Origin of the sequence: Flavobacterium cheniae (assembly GCF_004363695.1) — a bacterium.
GTDB lineage: Bacteria > Bacteroidota > Bacteroidia > Flavobacteriales > Flavobacteriaceae > Flavobacterium > Flavobacterium cheniae.
The window spans coordinates 14,667-38,470 of record NZ_SNZC01000005.1 but is presented as its reverse complement, the minus strand read 5'-3'; the positions used below and the strand labels follow the sequence as shown (position 1 = coordinate 38,470).

Genomic DNA, 23,804 nt, shown 5'->3' with positions numbered 1-23,804 from the left:
AAAATATACACGCTTTAATCTCTTCAAATTACTTTATTTTGTGGTTTAATTCTTAGATTTTGAAAGTAATTATCTTAACACCAATGGAAATTGAGCGAGAAAAAGTCCTAAACGCTTTAGCTCGAATTCCTAATTTGAATCATACGTACGAAGTAATTGTTTCTGGAATTGGTCGTGAAAGTACGGCTAAGGCGATGATGCAAATGCCAACACACGATATTTGTGTGTTAATGGGTTTTGCCGCTGTAGTTGGAAAAGAAGCCCATTTGCCTGATTATTTGCATTTAGGAAAACCTATCGAAATTACCAATGCTTCGTTATACGGTTACGAAGGTGGTTTGTTTGAAAACGGAAAACCCATTATCACCGAAAAGCCAAAGTTAAATTTACCTTGTTTGTCTTCCTTAACTTCCGACAAGTTTGTAAGAACAACCGATTTAGCCGAAAAAACGGTTGTAAATATGGAAGATTACACTTTTAAATTTTTAAAAAAACCACAAGATTTTATCGTGCGCATCATCTCCGATTTTTTACCTCACGAAACCGAAATCGACTTTTTTGAAGAAGTGAAAAGTATTGATTTTTTAGAGGGTGTGATGGCGGTGGATGAGCATATTTATAAGAAATTTTAAAATTTATTTGGAATATTGAAAAAATTAACCAAATCTTTGCATCAGAAAATTAATAACCTTTTAAAACGAAGAAAAATGTTTGTATTCAAATCATTACCTCAAAGCAATTCATCAGTAGGAACTGGTGTGGCTCTTCTTCGTGGCTTAACGCAATCATAGATAAAAAAACATATATGAAAAAGCCCGAAGACATTTAGTTTCGGGCTTTTTTTTGTTTATTCTAGAACCTTCAAAAAATTTCCCGAAACGTATTCAAAAATATTGCAATGTGCTAAGTATGCCTTTTTGGTTTACTGCGGTTCATTGTTATGAATCATTTTTAAAATAATCATGGGAAATAAACTATCTGGGAAAGACTTAATCAAATTAGGCTTCCCAAAAAATAATGCAATAAACATTGCCTTAGGGCAAATTAACAGATATCGAAAAAGAGAAAAAAAGGAAAGTATTTTAACCGAAGCCAAACAAGTATTGCTGCATCCAGAAAAATTCAAAGGAGATGGCACTTGGGGAAAAGTAGCGGAAGGTTTAGTAAATCCAGTTCAAGTAAAATTCAATCAATTGAAAACAACTCGAGCACCTTTTTCCATCTTTGGAGAAAACGAAATTGATGAACAAGCTAAGTTTCAATTGTACGATGCTTTAAAATTACCAATTTCAGTAAAAGGCGCTTTAATGCCTGATGCACATTCAGGTTACGGATTACCAATTGGTGGAGTTTTGGCAACTGAAAATGCAGTGATTCCTTATGGAGTGGGAGTTGATATTGGTTGTAGAATGAGCTTGTCGATTTTCGATTTGCCTGCGTCTTTTTTCAAAGGGAAAGACCATCAATTACAAGCGATTTTGAAAGACAATACCAAATTCGGAATGAGTGAAACGCACAAAATAAAAGCCGATCACGAGGTGTTTTATCGAGACGAATTCAAAACAATTCCATTGGTAAAACAGTTGTTAGACAAAGCGTACAAACAATTAGGTTCGTCAGGCGGTGGAAATCATTTTGTGGAATTCGGAATTGTGAAATTAGACCATCCGTTACCAGAATGGAAGTTAGAAGCTAAGGAATATGTAGCGGTTTTATCGCACAGTGGTTCTCGTGGATTGGGTGCAAACATTGCTAAACATTATACGTATTTGGCAAGTAAACAATGTCCGTTACCAAAAAATGTACAACATTTAGCTTGGTTGGATTTGAATACGCATGACGGTCAAGAATATTGGATGGCTATGAATTTAGCGGGAGAGTATGCCAAAGCGTGTCATGAAGATATTCACAGAAGATTGGCTAAAGCACTTGGAAAACGCATTGTGGTAACTATTGAAAATCATCACAATTTTGCTTGGAAAGAAATGGTGGATGGCAAAGAATGCATTGTGCACCGAAAAGGAGCAACACCAGCAGCTAAAGGGCAATTGGGAATTATTCCAGGTTCGATGACGGCGCCAGGATTTATTGTAATGGGAAAAGGAAACGAAGACAGTTTACAATCGGCTTCTCACGGTGCTGGGCGTTTGTTTTCGAGAGCTAAATGTAAAGCTACTTTTACCCAAAGTCAGATTAAAAAAGTCTTGGCAGATAACGATGTGACGTTGATTGGTGGAAATATTGACGAGGCACCAATGGCGTACAAGAACATTCATACTGTTATGAATTTACAAACCGAATTAGTAGATGTGTTAGGAACTTTCACACCGAAAATTGTTAGAATGGACCGATAAGATGGAAAAGATAATTCAAATTACCTCAGGAAGAGGGCCTGCAGAATGTACTTGGGTTGTAGCCCAAGTATTGAAAAAAGTGTTGCAAGAAGCAGAATCTTTACAATTAAAAGCGACTGTTTTTCAACACGAAGCAGGTCAAGAAAATGGAACGGTAGCATCGGCTATGGTTCAAATTATAGGAAATGAAGCAGATGAGTTTGTTGCTTCATGGGTGGGAACCATTCAATGGATTGGAAAAAGTACGTTTAGAAAATTTCACAAACGTAGTAACTGGTTTATTGGAATTTTTGAAGTGGATGCGATTCAATCTTTAGCATTTTCAGAAAAAGACATTCAATATCAAGCGATGCGAAGTTCTGGAGCGGGCGGACAACATGTGAATAAAGTGAGTTCTGCTATTCGAGCGACACATGTACCAACAGGAATTAGTGTGGTGAGTATGGATTCACGTTCGCAACATCAGAACAAGAAATTAGCTACTGAGCGTTTATTACTGAAACTAAATGAAGCCCAATTGAATCTTTTGAAACAACAATTTCAAAGTCAATGGACGAATCAATTAGCTGTAGAACGAGGTAATCCGATACGAACTTTTGAAGGTTCAGATTTTAAGAAACTCAAAGTAGAAAAGAAATTTAAAGCTGTGCGACAGCAATTAAAAAACGAATTAAAAAATGAAAAATATAGATAAATACTTATTTCAAGCCTTAGATAATTATCCTTATTCTTTGGAAGAAACTATTGAATCTTTAGATTATGCGATGTCCTACGATTCAAAAAATACAACCGCTTTGTGTTTGTATGGAAGAATTCAAACAGAGCAATTACAAAATTATGAAGAGGCAAAACGTTATTTTCAAGAAGCACTGGCAATTAATATTGATGCCGTAGCGGTATATCCATATTATATAGAAACCTTGCTTTTGAATGAAGATTATGAAGAAGCTTCCAAGTTAATTGACTTTGCAATGACAATAAAAGGCATTAATAAAATGGTGATTTTGTTAAAGAAAGTTCAATTGTTAGAACGTCAAGCAGCTATTAAAGAGGCTTTAAAATTAATCGATGAGGTTAAATTGAATACGTTTACCAATGACACTTACGAAACAGATGAGGTTGAAAAGCGATTAAAGGCAAAAAAAGAACTTTTAAAACCTAAGAAAAAGACCAAGTCTGAAAAATCTAAAAAGAAAAGTAAGAAATAAAAAAAACCAGCTTTTAGGCTGGTTTTTTGTTGATGTACATTGATTAGATGAGGTTTACTCCTCCAATAAAACTTCCAATATTGTAATCGCGGCATCGCTAATTTTAGTTCCAGGACCAAAAACCGCTACTGCTCCGGCGTCGAATAAGAATTGGTAGTCTTGTGCTGGGATAACTCCACCCACAATTACCATAATATCTTCTCTTCCGTATTTTTTTAGTTCTTCAATAACTTGTGGTACCAAGGTTTTGTGTCCCGCTGCTAACGAAGAAACGCCTAAAATGTGTACGTCGTTTTCAACCGCTTGTTTGGCAGCTTCTTGTGGCGTTTGGAATAACGGACCAATGTCTACGTCAAAACCTACATCGGCATAACCTGTTGCTACTACTTTCGCACCACGATCGTGACCATCTTGTCCCATTTTCGCAATCATAATACGAGGACGACGACCTTCTTTCTTCGCGAAAGCATCAGCTAATTGTTTTGCTTTTTCAAAACTTTCGTCGTTTTTAATTTCTTTACTATACACGCCGCTAAAACTTCTAATTTGTGCTTTATATCTTCCGAAAACTACTTCTAAAGCATCACTAATTTCGCCTAATGTAGCTCTGTTTCTTGCTGCTTCTACTGCTAAAGATAGTAAATTTTCACCACCATTTTTAGCGCTTTCGGTTAATTTTGCTAAACATTCGGCAACTTTAGCGTTATCGCGAGTAGCTTTAATTTGCTCTAAACGTTCAATTTGTTGTTTGCGCACCATTTGGTTATCCACATCCAAAATATGCAACGGATCTTCTTTTTCCAAACGGTATTTGTTCACCCCAACAATAATATCTTGACTGCTGTCGATACGCGCTTGTTTGCGCGCTGCAGCTTCTTCAATTCTTAGTTTAGGAATTCCAGCTTCAATGGCTTTTGTCATTCCGCCAAGTTCTTCTACTTCTTCAATTAAAGCCCAAGCTTTTTCAGCAATTTCAGCCGTTAAACTTTCTACATAATAACTTCCTGCCCAAGGATCCACCGTTTTGCAGATTTTGGTTTCTTCTTGTAAAAAGATTTGGGTATTACGAGCAATTCGAGCTGAGAAATCAGTTGGTAAAGCAATAGCTTCGTCTAAAGCATTCGTGTGTAACGATTGAGTTCCTCCAAAGGCTGCTGCGGCTGCTTCAATAGCAGTTCGAGCCACATTATTAAAAGGATCTTGCTCCGTTAAACTCCAACCCGAAGTTTGGCAATGCGTTCTTAAAGCTAATGATTTTTCGTCTTTTGGATTGAATTGTTTCAATAGTTTTGCCCAAAGCATACGACCGGCACGCATTTTTGCAATTTCCATAAAATGATTCATTCCAATCGCCCAGAAAAACGAAAGGCGAGGAGCGAACGTATCAATATCCATTCCAGCCGCTAAACCAGTGCGAATGTATTCCAAACCATCTGCTAAAGTATATGCTAATTCAATATCAGCAGTAGCTCCCGCTTCTTGCATGTGGTAACCCGAAATTGAAATCGAGTTGAATTTAGGCATGTTTTTACTCGTATATTCAAAAATATCCGCAATAATTTTCATCGAAGGTGTTGGTGGATAAATATAAGTATTTCGCACCATGAATTCCTTCAAAATATCATTCTGAATCGTTCCCGATAATAGGTTAGGAGTAACGCCTTGTTCTTCCGCTGCCACTATATAAAATGCCATGATAGGTAAAACCGCACCATTCATCGTCATCGAAACCGACATTTCACCTAACGGAATTTGATCGAAAAGCACTTTCATGTCTTCCACCGAGTCAATCGCAACACCAGCTTTTCCAACGTCGCCGACTACTCGTTCGTGGTCTGAATCGTAACCTCTGTGTGTTGCTAAATCGAAGGCAACGGATAAACCTTTTTGTCCAGCCGCTAAGTTTCTTCTGTAAAAAGCATTACTTTCTTCCGCAGTTGAAAATCCCGCATATTGACGAATCGTCCAAGGTCTGCGAACGTACATGGTTGAATAAGGTCCGCGTAAATTTGGTGCAAAACCAGCGCCAAAACCAAGGTGTTCTAAATCGGAAATATCTTCTTTAGTATAAGTTGGTTTTAATTCGATTCCTTCAGCGGTGGCAAAATTATCAGCACTTGTACTTTTTACTTTTGCCTTTTCACTTTTGCCTAATTCTAAATGTTGTATATCTTTTCTCATGATTATTGCTCTTGAGATAATCGTTCTTGTTCTAATTTTTCAGCCAAACGTTTTTCGATAATCGGTGTGATTAACGTTTTTCTGGCGTTTTGTTTTACGAAAGGATACAATTCCAAATCGTTTTTCATTTGGTCGTTTTTGTTTGGATACTTATTGGTTCCCAATAAAACTTCTTTCCCTGAATCGAAAAGTTCTTGTTCTTTTTGTGCGCTTTCGTTGATTTTTCTCTGAATTGTTCCATCGATTAATTGCGAAATCAATCCACCATTTTTCTCGATATCTTTGAATAATTCTAATGCTCTTTCTGCTAATTGTTCTGTTAATGTTTCAATGTAATAAGCACCATCAGCAGGATTATTCACTTTGTCAAAATAACTTTCGTGTTTTAAAACTAACAATTGGTTTCTTGAAATTCTATCGCCAAACTCGTTGTCTTTGTGATAAATCGCATCGTAAGCTAAATTCGCAACTGCATCGGCTCCACCTAAAATGGCCGACATACATTCAGTAGTCGTTCGCAACATGTTTACGTTGTAATCGTATAAGGTTTTGTTGCGTTTGGTTGGTGTTGCGATGATATGGCAATCAAAATTATGATTGTATTCTGATGCTAATGTATTGAATAAAAGACGTAATGCTCTTAGTTTCGCAATTTCAAAAAAGTAATTCGTTCCAACCGCAACTTCAATCGTAATCGGTTGGTTGATGTTTGGAATTCTATTGAAATATTCGTTTGCTTGCGCTAAAGTGTAAACTAATTGTTGTACTATATTCGCTCCTGCATTTTGATAAATTCCACTTGAAATAGTTAAAAATGGAACAGTTAATTTAGGAGTAATTGTATTTAGCTTTTCGAAATCTTTTTCAAGGTTTTCAAACCAATTTCCATCTTTTGCTAATTGACCGATTGGATCGTTTTGGATAAAGATGTTAGCATTGTTTTTTGCCTTGAAATCATTGATATTATTCGAAAATTCAACAGAAAGAAAAGGTAAGTTGAAATAATAATTCACATTCTCCAGCGGAAGATTTTGCATTAATTCTTCAATTGAAACCGTATCGTTTTCTAATGTAAAGCGAACACTTTCAGCTCCTCTTTGTAACGTTTCTAGCGCACGAGCGTTTGATTTTTGAACATCATGAACAAAAATATTTTGAACAATTGCAAAAGGTTTTGTTGGAACAATGGCATCAAGATTTATTGCTGTTTCATCATTGTGATAAAACGGTTTTACTTTTATTCCTTCTGGACTTTCCCAAACTAATGTTTCGTTGTAATCGGCACCTTTTAGTTCGTATTGAATTTGTTGCTTCCATTGTTTAGAAGAAACGGCTTCAAAATCGGAAAATAAATTGTTGTTAGCCACGAATTATATGTTTAATTGTTACTAGTTGTTTTTTCAGTTTCAGCTTTCTTTTCGCCTTCAAATTCGATGATGTAAATATCTTCGTTTTCGCGTTTCATGTAATATTTTTCGCGAGCGTATTTTTCAACACGATCATCATTTTTAAGGTGTTTTATATTGGCGCTGTCTTTTTTGATTTCGGTTTTGTAATATTGAATGTTATCTTCAATTTCTTCAATTTCTTTATCTAAAACGCGATGTTCTAAATAGGAATAATTGTCGAAAAATAACATCCAAACAATAAAGAAAAGTAATACCAAAATATAACGGTTCACTAAAAACCTTAGGAACGGATAATTGGCAATTAAATTCTTTATTTTTTTCATTATACTAATCTTTGATTAATTACAGCACGCACTACATCAATAGCAACTGTGTTGTATTTGTCATTTGGAATAATGATGTCAGCAAACGCTTTTGTTGGTTCGATAAACTGTTCATGCATTGGTTTTAACGTATTTTGATAACGGTTTAAAACTTCTTCCATGTCACGACCACGTTCTGCAATATCACGTTTTAAACGACGAATTAATCTTTCGTCAGAATCGGCATGAACGTATACTTTAATGTCAAACATATCTCTTAATTCTGGATTGGTTAGGATTAAGATGCCTTCTACAATCATTACTTTTCTTGGATGTGTGATGATTTTATCGTCAGTTCTATCGTGAGTAACGAAAGAATAAACTGGCTGTTCAATAGTTTTTCCAGCTTTCAAATCTTTAAGATGTGCTACTAATAATTCAAAATCAATCGCTCTTGGATGGTCGAAATTAATTTTGGTACGCTCTTCATAACTCAGATGATGCGTTTCTTTGTAGTAAGAATCTTGAGAAATAATACCTACCTCAGTAGCAGGTAACTCATTCATAATCTGATGTACAACTGTTGTTTTTCCACTTCCGGTACCGCCGGCAATTCCAATAATTAGCATAAAGATTCTTAAATTGATTGTTTTAGCAAAAATAGAAATAATATTCTATGTGTTTTTTGTTTTGATGAGAAAGTTTTGGGAATAAATGCTAAAAAAATATAGGTTTTGGAACGCGGATAAAACGGATGCTTTGCATCGCAGATAGAAAACAGATTTTTATAAATGAAAAAAGACCCTCAATTGAAGGTCTTTTGTCGGGGTGGCAGGATTCGAACCTGCGGCCTCCTGCTCCCAAAGCAGGCGCGATAACCGGGCTACGCTACACCCCGAATTTGTGAGTGCAAATATAGAACTATATTGTTATTTTCAAAACGTTTTTTAAAAATAAATTTAGTTTATTATGAAATAGTGAATTCTAATCTATTTTTAAGAAATAATTTTAATTAAAAACTTACATTTGCTACTCTTAAAAGAATAAAGTTATGTCAGATACAATCGAAAAAGTAAAATGCTTAATTATAGGTTCTGGTCCAGCGGGTTATACTGCAGCTATTTATGCGGCTAGAGCTAATATGAATCCTGTTTTATATCAAGGACAACAACCAGGTGGTCAATTAACAACAACTAATGAAGTTGAAAATTTTCCAGGATATCCTGAAGGCGTAACCGGACCTGAAATGATGGTTCAGTTGCAAGAACAAGCAAAACGTTTTGGTTCAGATATTCGTGATGGATGGGCTACAAAAGTAGATTTCTCTGGAGATATTCATAAAGTTTGGATTAACGATACCATAGAAATTCATGCAGAAACGGTAATTATTTCTACTGGAGCTTCTGCTAAATATTTAGGATTAGAATCGGAACAATACTATTTAAAATTAGGTGGTGGTGTTTCAGCTTGTGCGGTTTGTGACGGGTTTTTCTATAGAAATCAGGAAGTTGTAATCGTAGGAGCAGGAGATAGTGCGTGTGAAGAAGCACATTACTTATCTAAATTATGTAAAAAAGTAACGATGTTAGTTCGTAGTGATAAATTTAGAGCTTCTAAAATTATGGCTGAACGTGTTCAAAAAACTGAAAACATCGAAATTTTAATGAATACTGAAACAGAAGAAGTTTTAGGTGACGGACAAGTAGTTACTGGAGTTAAAGCAAAAAATAGAGCAACAGGTGAAATTACTGAAATTCCAGCAACAGGATTTTTCGTAGCCATTGGTCACAAACCAAACACAGATATTTTTGCGGACTACATTACGTTAGACGAAACAGGTTACATCGTAAATGTACCTGGAAGTTCTAAAACAAATGTAGCAGGTGTATTTGTAGCAGGTGATGCTGCTGACCATGTATATCGTCAGGCAATTACGGCTGCGGGAACAGGTTGTATGGCGGCATTAGATGCAGAACGTTATATTGCTTCGAAAGAGTAATTACAATACTATAAAAACAAAAAGCTCCTATTGAAAAATAGGAGCTTTTTGTTTTTATAGAAAATTATTTTTTTATTTTGATTACTCTCTTATTATGTTAATTTTTTCAATTCCATCGCCAAATTCTAAAGGATTGAATTGTATATATTCCAACTCTTTTATGGTTTTATCGTTATATTCTTCTGTTGATAAAATTTTATTTTCTACATTAAAAGGTTGGTTTTCAATTCCAAATTTCCACTCCATTTTTTGAGAAGGATTTAACATCTTGTTTGAAAAATTATCAAAAACAATCGATCTTTTATTATGCTTAAAAATGATTATATAATTATTAAACTCATTTAGCTTTTCGAAGTTAATTATTTGGTCTTTTGGGTAAAAAATTAAGGTGTCTTTTTCTTTTATTACTGAAATAGTGAAATTGTTTTTGATGTCAATATTAGAGTCATTTATTGAGTAACTAATTATTATAGGAAAAGTTTTAGATTTATCTTTTGAACAGTTTATAAGAAATAAACATACAATTATAATTAGAATTTTTTTCATGTTGGCAAAAGGTTGATTTTATAATTTTAAAATATAATGAAATTTAGAGAATAATAATCAATCAAATATACCAAAAATCAATCTTGATAAAAACAAAAAAAAGCTCTTAGTTTTCACCAAGAGCTTTTCAAATTTTTGCTATCTACTAATAGTAGCTATATCTTCTTACTTTAGCAATGTATTTAGCTAAACGAATTACTTGGTGACTATAACCATATTCGTTATCGTACCAAACGTACATTACAATGTTTTTTCCGTCTCCAGAAACAATAGTTGCGTTACTATCAAAAATAGCAGGAGCAGAAGTTCCTACAATATCCGAAGATACTAACTCGTTGTTTAAAGAGTATTTAATTTGCTCTACAAGATCACCTTCTAAAGCGTATTTTTTCATAATGTTGTTTACTTCTTCAATAGAAGTTTCTTTTCCAACTTCTAAATTCAATACTACCAATGAACCATTTGGAACAGGTACACGAATCGCGTTTGAAGTTAATTTTCCGGCTAATGCAGGTAAAGCTTTTGCAACAGCACTTCCAGCGCCAGTTTCGGTAATGACCATGTTTAAAGCAGCAGCACGACCTCTACGGTATTTTTTGTGCATGTTGTCTACTAAGTTTTGGTCATTCGTATAAGCGTGAATCGTTTCTAAGTGTCCTTTTACCACACCTAAAGTATCTTCAACAGCTTTTAAAACTGGAGTTATCGCATTGGTTGTACAAGAAGCTGCAGAGAAAATGCTCACTTCGTCTGGGTTGTAATCTTCATGATTTACTCCGTAAACGATATTTGGAACTCCTTTTCCTGGTGCCGTTAATAAAACTTTATCAGCTCCTTTTGAAGTTAAATGACGTTTTAATGCTTCTTCTGTAGTGAAAGCTCCGGTGTTGTCGATAACTAAAGCATCTTCAATTCCGTAAGCTGTATAATCAATTTCTTCTGGTGTGTTAGCTGTAATGATGTGAACCGTTGTTCCATTAATCAATAAAGCATTGTTTTCTGGATCTGCAATAACCGAACCATTGAAATCACCATGAACAGAATCGTAACGTAATAAAGATGCTCTTTTTTCTAATAAAACTGCATCATTTTTATCTCTAGTTACAATCGCTCTTAAACGTAATTGTTGTCCTTTTCCAATTTTCGACATTAATTCACGAGCTAATAAACGACCAATTCTACCAAATCCGTATAACACGACATCTTTTGGTTTAATTTCTTGGAAGTTTTTAGCGTTTTTTAATTTGTCGATAACGAATGCTTTTGCATCATTGTATTTGTCGTCTTCTAAATGATATTCGTAAGTTAATTTTCCAATATCAATTCTTGATGGTGGTAAATCTAAATCTACAATAGCACTTGCAATCTCAACTGAGTCAAAAACGTTGATTGGTTTTTCAACAAAAGCACCAGCGTACTCGTGTAAGTTGATGATTTCGCTTACGTTTTTATCGATCAATTGATTACGGAATAAAACCAATTCGATTGATTTATCATACCATAAATCACTGATGATTTTAATGAATTCTACACCAGCTTTTCTTCTGTCTGCCTGAAAAGCTAATTCTTTTTCGTATAAAGAGATATTGCTCATGAAATTAAATGTGTTGTTTGTAGTGCAAAAGTATAGATTTCAATCGTTTTCGTAAAATTTTTTTAATAAAAAAACCAGACATTATTTTTGTCTGGTTTTAAACATGAGTTGGGCAGCATTATTTTACATGATGATGCTATACATTTGACCGTTTTTAGAAATAATTTGATAACGCGCTTTTTGATTTTCTTTCTTAGCCAAATAGCTTGAAACGGTTTCCATATCTTTCGCTTTGATTCCGTCAATACTTAAAATTACAGCGCCGTCTAAAATGTCACTGTATTCCGCGTATTCAGGATTGTTGACTTTCTTAATTTTGATACCTTCTTTAACGTTGAATTGTTTTTTATCAGCAGCATCAAGATCTTCAAATTCAATTCCGTTGAATTCGTAATTTAAAATTTCTTTTTTAGTCAACTTAACCGGAAGTGTTTTTTGTTTTCCATCGCGTAAAACACTTACTTGAATGACATCATTAGGTCGTTTTGTATTAATGTAAGCTGATAATTCGGCAAAACCATTAATTTTTTTATCGTCTAATTGTACAATGATATCACCTTTGGTTAATCCAGCTTTTTCAGCTCCCGAATTTTTAGTCACCTTATTAATATAGAAACCTTGTGTTTCTTTGATACCTAATTCTTTTGCGTAATTCGAATTCAATTCGCCACCTTCAACACCTAAAACACCGCGTTGAACATTTCCAAACTGCATTAAATCTTCAATAATTTTTCGAGTTAAATTCGATGGAACAGCAAACGAATATCCTGCATAACTTCCTGTAGGAGAAGAAATCATCGTGTTAATTCCAATTAATTCTCCACGAGTGTTTACTAATGCACCACCACTGTTTCCGGGATTTACGGCTGCATCTGTTTGAATGAAGGATTGAATTCCATTGTTGGATAAATTTCTAGCTTTTGCCGAAACAATTCCAGCTGTAACAGTAGAATTCAAGTTATACGGATTCCCAACTGCCAAAACCCATTCTCCCACTTTAATTGAATCAGAATCACCAAAAACCGCATAAGGTAATTTTTCATCGGCTTCTACTTTTAAAAGCGCGACATCCATTTTAGAATCGGTTCCGACTAATTTTGCTTTGTAGGATTTATTATTGTTTAGCGTTACTTCTAATTCTGTAGCATCTTGAATAACGTGATTATTGGTTACAATATAACCATCTTCGGTAATGATAACACCAGAACCTGTTCCTATTTGTGTTTGTTCTCTTGGTCCTTGATAGCCATAGAAAAACTCCATTAAAGGATTGTTTGGTACTTTTGAAACACTCACGTTTTTTACGTGAACTACAGCGTGAATCGTGTTTTCGGCTGCTGCGGTAAAATCAATATTTTCGGCGCCTAAACTTACATTTTTGGCATAATTAGGTGATGCAAGTGTTAGTTTTCCTGCATTATTTGGCTCTAAAAAGAATTTGTAAGCACCTAATGTTACGGCTCCACTCAAGAGCGATACGAGAAATAAACTTCCAAATTTTTTCATATGTATTAATTTTTGTTCACTCAAAATTATAATAAAAAATATTCCAAAAAATCACTTTAACGCTCGATTAACAATGTTTAACATCTTATTAATAATTCGTACTTTTGTATAAATTAATTATACAATGCAACTTACATTTTATAAATATCAAGGAACTGGAAACGATTTTGTTATGATTGACAATCGTTCGGAGTTTTTTCCTAAAAATAATACCAAACTTGTAGCACAACTATGTGATAGAAGATTCGGTATAGGTGGTGATGGCTTGATTCTTCTTGAAAACCATCCACAATATGATTTTAAAATGGTCTATTATAATTCGGATGGAAACGAGAGTTCAATGTGTGGAAATGGAGGTAGATGTCTAGTCGCTTTTGCTAAACAAATGGGCGTTATCGAAAACAAAGCCGAGTTTGAAGCCGTGGATGGATATCATTACGCAACTATCGATGCAGAAGGAATCGTAGCGCTTCAAATGAAAGATGTTGATACAGTTAATCAATATGAAGATTATACCTTTTTAAATACAGGTTCGCCTCATCATGTGCAATTGGTAGATGATTTAGTTGAATTGGATATTAAAACAGAAGGAGCAAAAATTCGTTATTCTGATTTGTATGGAAAAGCAGGAAGTAATGTCAATTTTGTGTATCAATTAGCAAATGATATTTTTGCGGTTCGTACCTACGAGCGCGGTGTTGAAGATGAAACGTTGTCTTGTGGAACTGGCGTAACAGCAGTTGCTATCGCGATGCATCAAAGCGGAAAAACAAATAATAATATTATAGATTTGAATGTTGAAGGCGGAAAATTAAAAGTACAATTTGACGTAGATAATGGAAATTACACCAATGTTTTCTTAATCGGACCAGCAACTTTCGTTTTTGAAGGAAAAATTGATTTAGATTTTTGATTGAAGAGTAACGATTTTTGATTTTTGAACTTGTATTTGAACTTGAATTTGAAATGATAACATTAAAAGGAACCAACATATACCTACGCGCACTCGAACCTGAAGATTTAGAGTTTATCTACAAAATAGAAAACAACGAATCAGTTTGGGATGTAAGTAACACGCAAACACCTTATAGTCGATTTTTGATTCGTCAGTATTTAGAAAATGCACATCAAGATATTTATGAAGCCAAACAATTGCGCTTAGCAATTTGCTTAAATGATACTTTTGAAGCAGTAGGTTTAATCGATTTATTTGATTTTGATCCTAAAAATAATAGAGCGGGAGTTGGAATTGTCATTTCAAGCGAAAGCAATCGAAATTCAGGAATTGGTTCAGAAGCATTACAACTTGTAATCAATTATGCTTTCAATCAATTGCAATTGCATCAACTATATGCAAATATTGGTTCAAAAAATGAAATTAGTATTTCCCTTTTTACTAAATTTGGCTTTCAGAAAATCGGAGTAAAAAAAGATTGGAATAAAATCAACAATCAATACGAAGACGAAATTTTATATCAATTAATCAATCACATTTAAAAAATAATCCCTTGAACGTAAAAAAACTTATTTCAATAATCGCTGTTGCCGGAATCGTAGTTGCAACTGCAGTTGGTGTTTATGTATATTTCAAAGCTTTTACACCTAATACACAGTTTTCACAAGACGAAGTTTATGTTTACATTCCTTCAAATTCAACTTATGAACAAGTAGTAGAAATCGTTAAACCATTGGTAAAAGATTTTGAAAAATTTGATTTTGTTGCCACATCAAGAAATTATAGTACGAATGTAAAAGCTGGAAAATTTCTTTTCAAAAAAGACATGACTAGTTTTGATATGGTAAGAAGTTTACGTTTAAATGTTCCTGTAAAAGTAGCTTTTAACAATCAAGAAACGTTAGGTAAGTTAGTACAACGTTTAGCTACCCAATTAGAACCAGATAGTTTAAAATTAGATGTAGCGTTTACCAATACACCTTTTTTAGAGGAAAATGGATTAACAGAAGAAACTGTTTTGGCACTTTTTATTCCTAATACATACGAGTTCTATTGGAATACACCAGCGGACAAAATTGCTCAAAAATTAGCTAAAGAATACCGAATTTTTTGGAATAATGAGCGTAAAGAAAAAGCAAAAGCTTTAGGGTTAACACCTATTCAAGTTTATACGTTAGCGTCAATTGTACATAAAGAAACAGCAAAAGTAGATGAAAGACCAACAGTAGCTGGCGTTTATTTAAATCGTTTGAAACAAGATATGCCACTTCAGGCTGACCCAACCATTATTTACGCAATCAAAAAACGTTCGGGCGATTTTGACCAAGAAATTAAACGCGTTTTCTTTAACGATTTACGAATTAATTCTCCTTACAATACCTATGTAAATAAAGGTTTGCCTCCAGGACCAATCGCTATGCCTGATGTTTCGGCTATCGATGCAGTTTTAAATTCAGAAAAACACGATTATATTTATTTCTGTGCAAATCCAGATAAACCAGGTTATCATGCCTTTGCTTCAAGCTACGAAGCGCATCAAGTAAATGCTAAAAAATATGCTGAGTGGGTTACTAAATTAGGAATCGATCGTTAATTTTTAAGAGCGAATGGCTTGGGCTTTATCAGTAAACCATTTTCCTGCTTTCCATTTCAATCTATGCTTTCAGCATAGGATTTTTATTGCAATCAGGACTAGCTGGCTGTTCGTTTTTCTGTTTGTGTCTGTTTTTTCTCAAGCGCAATCAGATAGCAATACTTTCTTAAAACCTTCTGATACGCTCAATAAACCAAGAAGAACTGGCGTTTATGTTGGTGAATCTGTTGCTTTGGGTGCTACTTTAATTGGTTTAAACCAACTTTGGTATAAAGATTATCCAAAATCTGATTTTCATTTTATTAATGATAACAATCAGTGGTTGCAAATGGATAAATTAGGACACCTATATTCTACCTATCATTTAGGAAGGGTAGGAGCTGAAATGTTACAATGGAGTGGCGCTTCAAAAAAAGAACAACTCATTTATGGTTCCACTCTTGGATTAGGATTTTTAACTGTAGTTGAGGTTTTTGATGGTTTTTCACAAGAATGGGGAGCATCATCTGGCGATATTATTGCAAATGTTTCGGGAACGGCGCTGTATGTTTCTCAAGAATTACTTTGGAAAGAACAACGTATCACACCGAAGTTTTCATTTCATCAAACCAAATTCGCTTCACAACGTCCTGAAACTCTGGGAGCATCCTTTAACGAAGAAATTTTAAAAGATTACAACGGTCAAACATATTGGTTGTCGTTTAACGTTCATTCGTTTACAAAAGATAGCTTTATTCCCAAGTGGTTAAACCTAGCAATTGGTTATAGTGGAGAGGGAATGTTGTACGGAAATGATGCTGAAGCAATCGAAAACGGAATCATTCAAAACCCATATCGTCAATTTTACCTTAGTTTGGATGTTGACTTAACGAAAATTAGTACAAAATCTCATTTTTTAAAGACACTTTTCTCTGTTTTTAACACGATTAAAATTCCTGCACCTACTTTGCAATACGATGAGTATAACGGACTTAAAGGTCATTTCATCTACTTTTAGGAATTATTAACATGCTGTAAATCAATATTGTAATTTTTTTTGTATATTTGCATCGGTAATTTCAGATGGGTGACAGGCGCTGAGAAATAACAATTCATGATAAAAAAAAGGTCTTACTTTATAGGATTGACACTCCTAGTCTTAGTCGTTTCTTCAGGTTTTATAACCTTTAAAGAAGAAAAATTGGAAGGATTTCATTTGTCGAACTCAGAGGTAATTAAATACCACGTTCCAAATGAATACGAAAACGAAGAAGTAGTAATTCCAGTTAAAGTGCCACACGTTGGTAAATCATTTGCTGGTTTTGCTCAAAAAATGGCTTATAAAGAGTCAAGAGGTATATTACATTTAGTGAATCCTTACGGGTACATGGGTAAATATCAATTCGGAAGAAGTACACTACGCACTGTAGGTGTTTATGATTTTCAAGAATTTTTACGTAATGCTGTGTGGCAAGATAAGGCTTTTGAAGCTTTAATAGCTCGTAACAAGTGGGAATTAAGAAAAGAGATTCAAAAATACTCAGGAAGAATTATTAATGGTGTTGAAATTACAGAATCAGGCTTAGTTGCCGCTGCCCATTTAGGTGGTGCAGGTTCAGTAAAGAAATATTTAAGAAGTAATGGACGTAATGGTTTCAAAGATGGTTTTGGAACATCGTTATCAAGCTACATCAGAAAATTTTCAAATTACGATATTTCGCACATTGAAGCAGATGCAAATGCTAAAGTAAATTTAGAGTAATTTTACATTTTGTGAATAATAAAAATACAAGGTCGATTATGCAAATCGGCCTTTTCTTTTTTCCATTCGTTAACTGTTTTGGTTTTTATGTATTCTGTTGGTAAAGTAATATCACAAGCTACACATAAATAAGTGCTTGGTTGTAAAATTTGCAACAAATCCTCCATTAATTTATTGTTTCTATATGGCGTTTCAATAAACAATTGAGACTGATTTTTATCCTGAGATAAACGTTCGAAATTCTTTAAAGCCTGTTTTTTATCGTTTTTATCGATTGGCAAATAGCCATTGAAAGCGAAACTCTGTCCGTTCATTCCACTTGCCATCAATGCTAATAAAATCGAACTTGGTCCTACTAACGGCACTACTTGAATTCCTTTCTCGTGTGCTAACTTCACAATCACAGCACCAGGATCGGCAATTCCAGGGCAACCAGATTCACTCATTAATCCGATGTTTTCACCCCTTAATAAAGGTTGAATAAATTCGTTATGTTCAGCTATTTCTGTGTGTTTATTTAATACTGAAATCTTTAAATCAGGTTGTTTTTTTTCGGGATGAATACTTTTGATGAATTTACGAGCCGTTTTCTCATTTTCAACTATATAATAATCCACAAAATCAATGGTTCTCTTTATGGTTTGAGGCAAAACGTCTTCAGGAACTACCGTAGTTTCTCCAGGGTTGGATAAAGTAATGGGAATTAAGTATAGTTTACCTAAAGTGTTTGATTTCATGATATTATTACTTAAGTTTTCTTGCAATTTCTTCACAAGCTTGGTCTAACATATCAAAAACGTTTTCAAATCCGTCTTGACCTCCGTAGTAAGGGTCGGGAACGTCAACGTTTTCATTTGGAAAAATTTCGTTTAAAATGAGTTTGACTTTCGATTTCGCTTCTTCATTTGGTGCCAAAGCTAAAACATCTTTGTAATTGGAATTATCCATTACAAAAATATGATCAAAAGTATCAAAATCACTTTTTTTGAATTGTCTTGCTCTTTGATTGGTGATGTCTAAACCTCTATTTTTTGCAGTAGATATCGAACGTTTGTCGGGTAGTTCACCTGCGTGCCAACCTCCAGTTCCTGCTGAATCCACAATAAAATCTTCGGAAAGTTTAGAGCGCATAATACCTTCTGCCAAAGGAGAACGGCAAATATTTCCTAAGCAAACCATTAAGATTTTAGAAGCCATGAATTACAGCGATAATTTCTTGTTGATATCGTCAACGAATTTTCTAAATTGTTTGTCGGTAGTAACCAAATTGTCTACTGTTTTGCAAGCATGAAGTACCGTTGCGTGGTCTCTGTCTCCAATTTGCGAACCAATGTTTGCTAAAGAAGCTTTTGTAAATTTCTTAGCAAAGAACATGGCCAATTGTCTAGCTTGTACAACGTGACGTTTTCTAGTTTTTGACTGTAAGGTTTCAACATCCAATTGGAAATAATCAGAAACAATTTTCTGAATATAATCAATTGAAATTTCACGTTTTACATTTTTAACGAATTTCTCAACTACCTGTTTTGCTAATTCAATTGTAACTTCGCGTTTGTTGAAAGAAGATTGAGCAATTAAAGAAATAATAGCACCTTCTAATTCACGAACGTTTGATTTAATGTTTTTAGCAACATATTCAATAATGTCATTAGGCATTTCAACTCCATCTCTATATAAAATATTTTTTAGGATAGAAATACGAGTTTCGTAGTCGGGTTGGTGTAATTCAGCCGATAATCCCCATTTGAAACGAGATAGTAAGCGTTGCTCAATATCTTGCATGTCAACTGGTGCTTTATCAGAAGTAAGAATTACTTGTTTTCCGTTTTGGTGTAAATGGTTGAAGATGTGGAAAAATACATCTTGTGTTCCCGATTTACCCGATAAGAATTGTACGTCGTCAATAATCAAAACATCAATTAATTGATAGAAGTGAATAAAGTCGTTACGTGTATTTTTCTTAACGGAATCAATATATTGTTGTGTGAATATTTCAGCTGAAATATACAATACTGTTTTTTCTGGATATTTATCTTTGATTTCAACCCCAATAGCGTGAGCTAAGTGCGTTTTTCCTAAACCAACACCACCAAAAATTAATAATGGGTTGAAAGAAGTTCCACCTGGTTTATTAGCTACCGCCATACCTGCACTTCTTGCTAAACGGTTTGAATCTCCTTCAAGGAAATTATCAAAACTGTAATTAGCATTAAGTTGCGATTCGATTTTTAAATTACGAATACCAGGAATAACAAATGGGTTTTTTAATTCTGGATTTTTATTCACAATTGGCACATCTACTTCCTGAGGTTTTACCGCTGTTCTGTTATAACTCGGAATTTGCTCTGTAAATGGAAGTTTATTACCGTAAGTGTTTTCCATCTTAATTTTATACAATAACTTTGCGCCCGGTCCTAATTCTTTAGTTAGGGCTACTTTTAATAATTTTACATAGTGTTCTTCTAACCATTCGTAGAAGAATTTACTAGGTACTTGAATAGACAACGCGTTATCGTTTAGCTCAACTGACTGTATAGGTTCAAACCAAGTCTTGTAAGCTTGATCTTGAATATTGTCTTTTATGAAAGACAGACAGTTATTCCATACCGATTGCGCAGTTTTCGTCATAAATTCATTTAATTATTACTTGTTTATTTTAGTTTTGTATAGGTTACAAAAGTGAACAGAACGGATATTCTGTTCGGATAATTTGGGATAGCAAATATGTGAACAAAATTCTGTAAAAAAAATTTTTTTAACCTTGATTTTTAAAAAAAAATATTGTAAGCCTTGTGAATAATTTTTTAAGATTAATTTAATAGTAGTTTAATATGAGAGAATATCAATTTCAAGTTCGTGTGCGTTACGCGGAAACAGATCAAATGGGAGTCGTTTATCACGGAAATTACGCACAATATTTTGAAATGGGACGCGTAGAATGGCTAAGAAACATGGGGATTTCTTACAAATGGATGGAGGAAAACGGAGTAATGTTACCTGTAGTTACTTTAACCATGAATTATAAAAAGCCTGCACGCTATGACGACCTACTAACCGTTAAAACAATTTTTAAAAGTCAGACTTCTGTGAAGATAGAATTTGACTATGAAATCTATAATGAAGCGAATGAGTTATTAACAACAGGTTACTCAATGTTGGTGTTTGTAGACATGAAAACTGGACGTCCAATGACACCTCCAAATTATGTTTCTGAAAAGATATATTCTTTTCTAGAAGTTTAAATTTCCGTTAATTTAATTTCATACAAGCTTTCAAAAGTGTCCAATAAATTTTGGACATTTTTTTTACGGATTGAAATTTCAATTTCGCAATCCATTTCCATTTTTTGAGAAACGATTTGAAGATTTTTCTCTTTGATAATTCGCATTACTTTATTCATGTGTGCATAACCAAAAGAAATGATAAAATGCTTGTCAATTGTTTTTTCAATAATAGTTGCATTTTCTAAAGCCATTTGAGCTGCTGTTTTGTATGCCGAAATCAAGCCGCCAACGCCGAGTTTTACGCCGCCAAAATAACGAACCACTACAACTAATACGTTTGTAACTTCAAATGACTGAATTTGTCCGTAAATGGGCATGCCGGCACTATTATTAGGTTCGCCGTCATCATTAGCGCGGTATTGGATTTTCTCTGTGCCAATTTGATACGCATAACACCAATGACGCGCCGAAAAATGTTCTTTTCGCAAACGTTCTAAATTTTCTTTTACATCTTCTTCAGAAGTTACAGGAATAGCGTAGCCAAAGAATTTACTGTTTTTTTCTTTGAGTAAAACTTCTTCCGACGGAAAATCTATGGTTTTGTATAAATCGTTTTCTGAAAAATCCATTTTAATAGGTAACTAAATAAAGGGCAAATAAGGCTAATCCAATTCCGAATGCATTGCGAAGCGAAATTTTTTCTTTAAAAAAAAGAATGCCTACAAAAGTAGAAACTAAAACGATAGAAATATTATGAATAGTAAATAAAGTAGCGCTTTGAAAAGCTTTTGCTTCTAACATTTTCACTAAATAATACAAAGAAAAGTAATTAGGTAAGCCCAAAGCTATTCCCCCTAAAATATTTCTTCCTGAAAATTTAATTTTTCCTCGAATGGTTAGGAAAAGTATCGTTAGTATTCCAACACTAAAAGCACAGAAGAAGGTGACAGATGAAAATAAACCAATTTGATTTGCAGGGACATGATAGGTTTGCAAATATTTTAAACTAGCATCAATAGTTCCAGCGCCAAGAAATACTAAAACGGGAAAAAGTAAATTGTTGGCATTTTGTACTTCGCCAGTTTCTTTTTTGGAAGTGAAATAAACGGCAATTAACGCCAAAAGTATTCCTATAATCTTGATAAATCCAAGACTTTCATTATATAAAATAACTCCCAATGTAATTGGAATAATTACCGACATCTTAGAAGCAACGGAAGCAACCGAAAGTCCGTTTCTTTGAGATGTTAATGTTGTGGCATAAAAAGTAGATATAAAAACAAATCCCAAAAGAATACTTCCTTTAAACCAATCATGACTGATAATTTCTTTTGGAGCAAGACTATTATCTAAAAAGAACAATCCCACTAAAAAAGCAACAAAGTAATTTACGACTAAAGCCTGTAATGCATCAATATTAAATCGGGCAAAGAGTTTAATAATAACAAAAAGAACAGCATTAAATACAATGCTCAGTAATAAATAAATCACGGTGTTAAATTAATTTTTTATCAAAAAGTTCCACAACATCATCAATGCCTGGTTGTAAATTCCAAACTTGAAAACCTAACTTTTCAGCCATATCAGTGTTTTCTTTTTTGTCGTCTACAAATAATGTTTTTTTAGGATTCAAATTATGATTGTTAATCACGTATTTAAACGCATTTTCATCGGGTTTACGAATTCCGATTTCGTATGAAAAGTATACTTTTTCAAAACAACTATAAAAATCGCGAGCAAAAGTTTGGCCTTCTTTATGTTCAAATTTTTCAATGTGAGTATTGTCGGTATTGCTCAATAGAAATAATCGGTATTTTGATGCAATCATTTGTAAAAATTCCAATCGATATAAAGGGAAGTCACCTAAAATGGAATTCCAAGCAGCTCTAATTTCGGCTAAATCAGCATTTGGTAAATGTTTTTGAAAACCTTGTATGAATTCGAGTTCGTCAATTTTTCCAATTTCGTACTTTTTATTTAAAGCATCCAAATCGTCATGCCAAGCGGTTAAACCTAATTTTCTAAACTCAGTGTCAATAGCTTGTTTGTTCAAATCAATAAAAACATCGCCAAAATCAAAAATAATTGCTTCAATCATAATTCTTGAAAATTTTAAGTTCATCATTCATTATGTCAAAACTAGCAACCGGATTTCCGGAAATGTTTGGGGCTGTTGTGCCGTTTTGAAATGTTGTTTGTCCAATAAAAACTCTTGCTTCATCCCATAAATTCGCATCTATGAATGATTGGAGAGTCTTGCTTCCTCCTTCAATAATAACCGATTGTATATTGTTTTTATACAAAATGTCACAAATTGAAGAAATTAGGTGAATATCAAAGATAGCATTTTCATAGATACAATTTTCAGTTGAAATGAATTTTTCGCTTTCAGTGATGAAAATTGTTTTTTGAAAATTGTCTTTTACCTGATAGTTTTCAGAAATCTTGCCTGATTTATCCAATACAATTCGAATTGGATTATTTCCTGAAAAATCACGTGCATCTAATTTTGGATTATCGTCTAAAACGGTATTGGTTCCAACTAAAATGGCTTGCTCTTCTGTTCGCCATTTGTGAACCAATTGTCTGGAATATGGATTTGTAATCCAAACGGGAGCTTTTTCTTCTTTCGAAAGTGGAGCAATAAATCCATCAGCAGTTTCTGCCCATTTCAAAATAATACAAGGTCTTTTCTTTTGATGAAAGGTGAAAAAGCGTTTGTTGAGTTCGTTGCATTCGTCTTCTAGAATACCAATCGTTACATTTTTGCCACTTTCAACTAGTTTTTTGATGCCATTTCCAGCTACTTTTGCAAATGGGTCAACGGTACCAATTACAACATTTGGAATTTCATTTGCAATAATTAAATCACAACATGGAGGTGTTTTTCCAAAATGACTACACGGTTCTAAACTCACGTAAATCGTAGCGTCTTTTAACAAAGATTTGTCCTTTACCGAATTCACTGCATTTACTTCCGCATGTGGTTCTCCTGCTTTTTTGTGCCAACCTTCGCCTATGATTTTACCTTCGTGAACAATCACACTTCCTACTAACGGATTTGGATACGTAGTTCCCAAACCATTTTTGGCGAGTTCAATACAGCGTTTCATGTAAAATTCGTGCGTCGTCATAATACAAAAGTAGTATTTTTAAGATAGATTTAATAATCGATTCTACCAATTTACGTA

General features: G+C 33.9%; 25 protein-coding genes and 1 tRNA gene. 11 read left to right on the top strand and 15 right to left on the bottom strand.

Annotation, left to right across the window (positions count from 1 at the left end):
- Positions 1-59: 59 nt before the first annotated feature.
- The 4 genes from C8D80_RS11525 (at position 60) to C8D80_RS11510 (ending at position 3,562) form a co-directional block, all read left to right on the top strand.
- The gene (locus C8D80_RS11525; RefSeq protein WP_242004836.1) at positions 60-632 is read left to right on the top strand and encodes a hypothetical protein; all 573 of its coding nucleotides are present in this window, start codon (positions 60-62) and stop codon (positions 630-632) included.
- Positions 633-962: 330 nt separating this feature from the next.
- The gene (locus C8D80_RS11520; protein WP_133610559.1) at positions 963-2,354 is read left to right on the top strand and encodes an RtcB family protein; all 1,392 of its coding nucleotides are present in this window, start codon (positions 963-965) and stop codon (positions 2,352-2,354) included.
- 1 nt (position 2,355) lies between these two features.
- Entirely contained in the window at positions 2,356-3,048 is a 693-nt protein-coding gene (prfH, locus tag C8D80_RS11515; RefSeq protein WP_133610557.1) for a peptide chain release factor H, read from the top strand.
- Positions 3,032-3,562, top strand: coding sequence for a tetratricopeptide repeat protein (locus C8D80_RS11510; RefSeq protein ID WP_133610555.1), 531 nt, complete (start codon positions 3,032-3,034; stop codon positions 3,560-3,562). Before prfH ends, C8D80_RS11510 begins: the two co-directional genes overlap by 17 nt.
- A gap of 54 nt (positions 3,563-3,616) precedes the next feature.
- On the opposite strand, the gene scpA is transcribed toward C8D80_RS11510, so the two are convergent.
- The 5 genes from scpA to C8D80_RS11485 all read right to left on the bottom strand — a co-directional run bounded on the left by scpA (position 3,617) and on the right by C8D80_RS11485 (position 8,352).
- Positions 3,617-5,746, bottom strand: a complete 2,130-nt coding sequence (gene scpA / locus C8D80_RS11505; protein ID WP_162845076.1) for a methylmalonyl-CoA mutase — start codon at positions 5,744-5,746, stop codon at positions 3,617-3,619.
- Positions 5,746-7,110, bottom strand: coding sequence for a methylmalonyl-CoA mutase subunit beta (locus C8D80_RS11500; RefSeq protein ID WP_133610551.1), 1,365 nt, complete (start codon positions 7,108-7,110; stop codon positions 5,746-5,748). The genes scpA and C8D80_RS11500 overlap by 1 nt, the downstream gene beginning before the upstream one ends.
- An 11-nt stretch (positions 7,111-7,121) precedes the next feature.
- Positions 7,122-7,475 (bottom strand): FtsB family cell division protein, encoded by a 354-nt coding sequence (locus tag C8D80_RS11495; RefSeq protein WP_133610549.1) that lies wholly within the window; start codon positions 7,473-7,475, stop codon positions 7,122-7,124.
- Complete coding sequence (gene udk, locus C8D80_RS11490) at positions 7,475-8,083, bottom strand: uridine kinase (RefSeq protein ID WP_133610547.1); 609 nt, start codon at positions 8,081-8,083, stop codon at positions 7,475-7,477. Before udk ends, C8D80_RS11495 begins: the two co-directional genes overlap by 1 nt.
- 194 nt (positions 8,084-8,277) lie before the next feature.
- Positions 8,278-8,352: transfer RNA gene (locus tag C8D80_RS11485), tRNA-Pro, on the bottom strand.
- Positions 8,353-8,505: 153 nt separating this feature from the next.
- On the opposite strand from C8D80_RS11485, the gene trxB reads away from it, so the two are divergent.
- Positions 8,506-9,453, top strand: a complete 948-nt coding sequence (gene trxB, locus C8D80_RS11480; RefSeq protein ID WP_133610545.1) for a thioredoxin-disulfide reductase — start codon at positions 8,506-8,508, stop codon at positions 9,451-9,453.
- Between the two features lie 81 nt (positions 9,454-9,534).
- On the opposite strand, the gene C8D80_RS11475 is transcribed toward trxB, so the two are convergent.
- The 3 genes from C8D80_RS11475 to C8D80_RS11465 form a co-directional block, all read right to left on the bottom strand.
- Positions 9,535-9,999 (bottom strand): hypothetical protein, encoded by a 465-nt coding sequence (locus C8D80_RS11475; RefSeq protein ID WP_133610543.1) that lies wholly within the window; start codon positions 9,997-9,999, stop codon positions 9,535-9,537.
- 145 nt (positions 10,000-10,144) lie between these two features.
- Positions 10,145-11,593, bottom strand: coding sequence for a glyceraldehyde-3-phosphate dehydrogenase (locus tag C8D80_RS11470; RefSeq protein WP_133610541.1), 1,449 nt, complete (start codon positions 11,591-11,593; stop codon positions 10,145-10,147).
- Between the two features lie 123 nt (positions 11,594-11,716).
- On the bottom strand, positions 11,717-13,099 hold the full coding sequence (locus C8D80_RS11465) for a Do family serine endopeptidase (protein ID WP_133610539.1): 1,383 nt from the start codon (positions 13,097-13,099) through the stop codon (positions 11,717-11,719).
- A gap of 124 nt (positions 13,100-13,223) precedes the next feature.
- Between C8D80_RS11465 and dapF the strand changes: the two genes are divergently transcribed.
- The 5 genes from dapF (at position 13,224) to C8D80_RS11440 (ending at position 17,389) form a co-directional block, all read left to right on the top strand.
- Positions 13,224-14,012 (top strand): diaminopimelate epimerase, encoded by a 789-nt coding sequence (gene dapF, locus C8D80_RS11460; RefSeq protein ID WP_133610537.1) that lies wholly within the window; start codon positions 13,224-13,226, stop codon positions 14,010-14,012.
- Between the two features lie 53 nt (positions 14,013-14,065).
- Positions 14,066-14,596, top strand: a complete 531-nt coding sequence (locus tag C8D80_RS11455) for a GNAT family N-acetyltransferase (protein WP_133610535.1) — start codon at positions 14,066-14,068, stop codon at positions 14,594-14,596.
- Positions 14,597-14,607: 11 nt separating this feature from the next.
- Positions 14,608-15,648 (top strand): endolytic transglycosylase MltG, encoded by a 1,041-nt coding sequence (gene mltG, locus C8D80_RS11450; protein ID WP_133610533.1) that lies wholly within the window; start codon positions 14,608-14,610, stop codon positions 15,646-15,648.
- 124 nt (positions 15,649-15,772) lie between these two features.
- Complete coding sequence (locus C8D80_RS11445; RefSeq protein ID WP_242004837.1) at positions 15,773-16,645, top strand: DUF2279 domain-containing protein; 873 nt, start codon at positions 15,773-15,775, stop codon at positions 16,643-16,645.
- Positions 16,646-16,741: 96 nt separating this feature from the next.
- Positions 16,742-17,389, top strand: coding sequence for a peptidoglycan-binding protein LysM (locus C8D80_RS11440; protein ID WP_133610529.1), 648 nt, complete (start codon positions 16,742-16,744; stop codon positions 17,387-17,389).
- A gap of 2 nt (positions 17,390-17,391) precedes the next feature.
- Here C8D80_RS11440 and C8D80_RS11435 read toward each other — a convergent pair whose 3' ends face one another.
- Genes C8D80_RS11435 through dnaA form a run of 3 tightly spaced genes read right to left on the bottom strand, consistent with a single transcriptional unit; the run spans position 17,392 to position 20,017 of the window.
- Entirely contained in the window at positions 17,392-18,126 is a 735-nt protein-coding gene (locus tag C8D80_RS11435) for an SAM-dependent methyltransferase (protein WP_133610527.1), read from the bottom strand.
- A gap of 7 nt (positions 18,127-18,133) precedes the next feature.
- Positions 18,134-18,586 (bottom strand): low molecular weight protein-tyrosine-phosphatase, encoded by a 453-nt coding sequence (locus C8D80_RS11430; RefSeq protein WP_133610525.1) that lies wholly within the window; start codon positions 18,584-18,586, stop codon positions 18,134-18,136.
- Between the two features lie 3 nt (positions 18,587-18,589).
- Positions 18,590-20,017: a chromosomal replication initiator protein DnaA gene (gene dnaA / locus C8D80_RS11425; RefSeq protein ID WP_133610523.1), complete on the bottom strand. Its 1,428-nt coding sequence runs from the start codon at positions 20,015-20,017 to the stop codon at positions 18,590-18,592.
- Positions 20,018-20,220: 203 nt separating this feature from the next.
- On the opposite strand from dnaA, the gene C8D80_RS11420 reads away from it, so the two are divergent.
- On the top strand, positions 20,221-20,631 hold the full coding sequence (locus C8D80_RS11420; RefSeq protein ID WP_133610521.1) for an acyl-CoA thioesterase: 411 nt from the start codon (positions 20,221-20,223) through the stop codon (positions 20,629-20,631).
- On the opposite strand, the gene C8D80_RS11415 is transcribed toward C8D80_RS11420, so the two are convergent.
- Genes C8D80_RS11415 through ribD form a run of 4 tightly spaced genes read right to left on the bottom strand, consistent with a single transcriptional unit; the run spans position 20,628 to position 23,747 of the window.
- On the bottom strand, positions 20,628-21,242 hold the full coding sequence (locus C8D80_RS11415) for an IMPACT family protein (RefSeq protein WP_133610519.1): 615 nt from the start codon (positions 21,240-21,242) through the stop codon (positions 20,628-20,630). The two genes, C8D80_RS11420 and C8D80_RS11415, sit on opposite strands and share 4 nt — an antisense overlap.
- Position 21,243: 1 nt before the next feature.
- Positions 21,244-22,104 carry a DMT family transporter gene (locus C8D80_RS11410; protein WP_133610517.1) on the bottom strand — a complete coding sequence of 287 codons (861 nt, stop codon included), beginning with the start codon at positions 22,102-22,104 and terminating at the stop codon, positions 21,244-21,246.
- A 4-nt stretch (positions 22,105-22,108) separates the two neighbouring features.
- Positions 22,109-22,711: an HAD family hydrolase gene (locus tag C8D80_RS11405; RefSeq protein WP_133610515.1), complete on the bottom strand. Its 603-nt coding sequence runs from the start codon at positions 22,709-22,711 to the stop codon at positions 22,109-22,111.
- Positions 22,704-23,747 carry a bifunctional diaminohydroxyphosphoribosylaminopyrimidine deaminase/5-amino-6-(5-phosphoribosylamino)uracil reductase RibD gene (gene ribD / locus C8D80_RS11400; RefSeq protein ID WP_133610513.1) on the bottom strand — a complete coding sequence of 348 codons (1,044 nt, stop codon included), beginning with the start codon at positions 23,745-23,747 and terminating at the stop codon, positions 22,704-22,706. Before ribD ends, C8D80_RS11405 begins: the two co-directional genes overlap by 8 nt.
- Positions 23,748-23,804: the final 57 nt, after the last annotated feature.

Coding starts and splice junctions, on each gene's coding strand:
- C8D80_RS11475 (WP_133610543.1), bottom strand. CDS start 9,999: ATGAAAAAAATTCTAATTATAATTGTATGTTTATTTCTTATAAACTGT.
- udk (WP_133610547.1), bottom strand. CDS start 8,083: ATGCTAATTATTGGAATTGCCGGCGGTACCGGAAGTGGAAAAACAACA.
- C8D80_RS11420 (WP_133610521.1), top strand. CDS start 20,221: ATGAGAGAATATCAATTTCAAGTTCGTGTGCGTTACGCGGAAACAGAT.
- trxB (WP_133610545.1), top strand. CDS start 8,506: ATGTCAGATACAATCGAAAAAGTAAAATGCTTAATTATAGGTTCTGGT.
- dapF (WP_133610537.1), top strand. CDS start 13,224: ATGCAACTTACATTTTATAAATATCAAGGAACTGGAAACGATTTTGTT.
- ribD (WP_133610513.1), bottom strand. CDS start 23,747: ATGACGACGCACGAATTTTACATGAAACGCTGTATTGAACTCGCCAAA.
- C8D80_RS11510 (WP_133610555.1), top strand. CDS start 3,032: ATGAAAAATATAGATAAATACTTATTTCAAGCCTTAGATAATTATCCT.
- C8D80_RS11435 (WP_133610527.1), bottom strand. CDS start 18,126: ATGAAATCAAACACTTTAGGTAAACTATACTTAATTCCCATTACTTTA.
- C8D80_RS11465 (WP_133610539.1), bottom strand. CDS start 13,099: ATGAAAAAATTTGGAAGTTTATTTCTCGTATCGCTCTTGAGTGGAGCC.
- C8D80_RS11405 (WP_133610515.1), bottom strand. CDS start 22,711: ATGATTGAAGCAATTATTTTTGATTTTGGCGATGTTTTTATTGATTTG.
- dnaA (WP_133610523.1), bottom strand. CDS start 20,017: ATGACGAAAACTGCGCAATCGGTATGGAATAACTGTCTGTCTTTCATA.
- prfH (WP_133610557.1), top strand. CDS start 2,356: ATGGAAAAGATAATTCAAATTACCTCAGGAAGAGGGCCTGCAGAATGT.
- C8D80_RS11495 (WP_133610549.1), bottom strand. CDS start 7,475: ATGAAAAAAATAAAGAATTTAATTGCCAATTATCCGTTCCTAAGGTTT.
- C8D80_RS11415 (WP_133610519.1), bottom strand. CDS start 21,242: ATGGATTTTTCAGAAAACGATTTATACAAAACCATAGATTTTCCGTCG.
- C8D80_RS11440 (WP_133610529.1), top strand. CDS start 16,742: ATGATAAAAAAAAGGTCTTACTTTATAGGATTGACACTCCTAGTCTTA.
- C8D80_RS11455 (WP_133610535.1), top strand. CDS start 14,066: ATGATAACATTAAAAGGAACCAACATATACCTACGCGCACTCGAACCT.
- C8D80_RS11430 (WP_133610525.1), bottom strand. CDS start 18,586: ATGGCTTCTAAAATCTTAATGGTTTGCTTAGGAAATATTTGCCGTTCT.
- C8D80_RS11470 (WP_133610541.1), bottom strand. CDS start 11,593: ATGAGCAATATCTCTTTATACGAAAAAGAATTAGCTTTTCAGGCAGAC.
- C8D80_RS11520 (WP_133610559.1), top strand. CDS start 963: ATGGGAAATAAACTATCTGGGAAAGACTTAATCAAATTAGGCTTCCCA.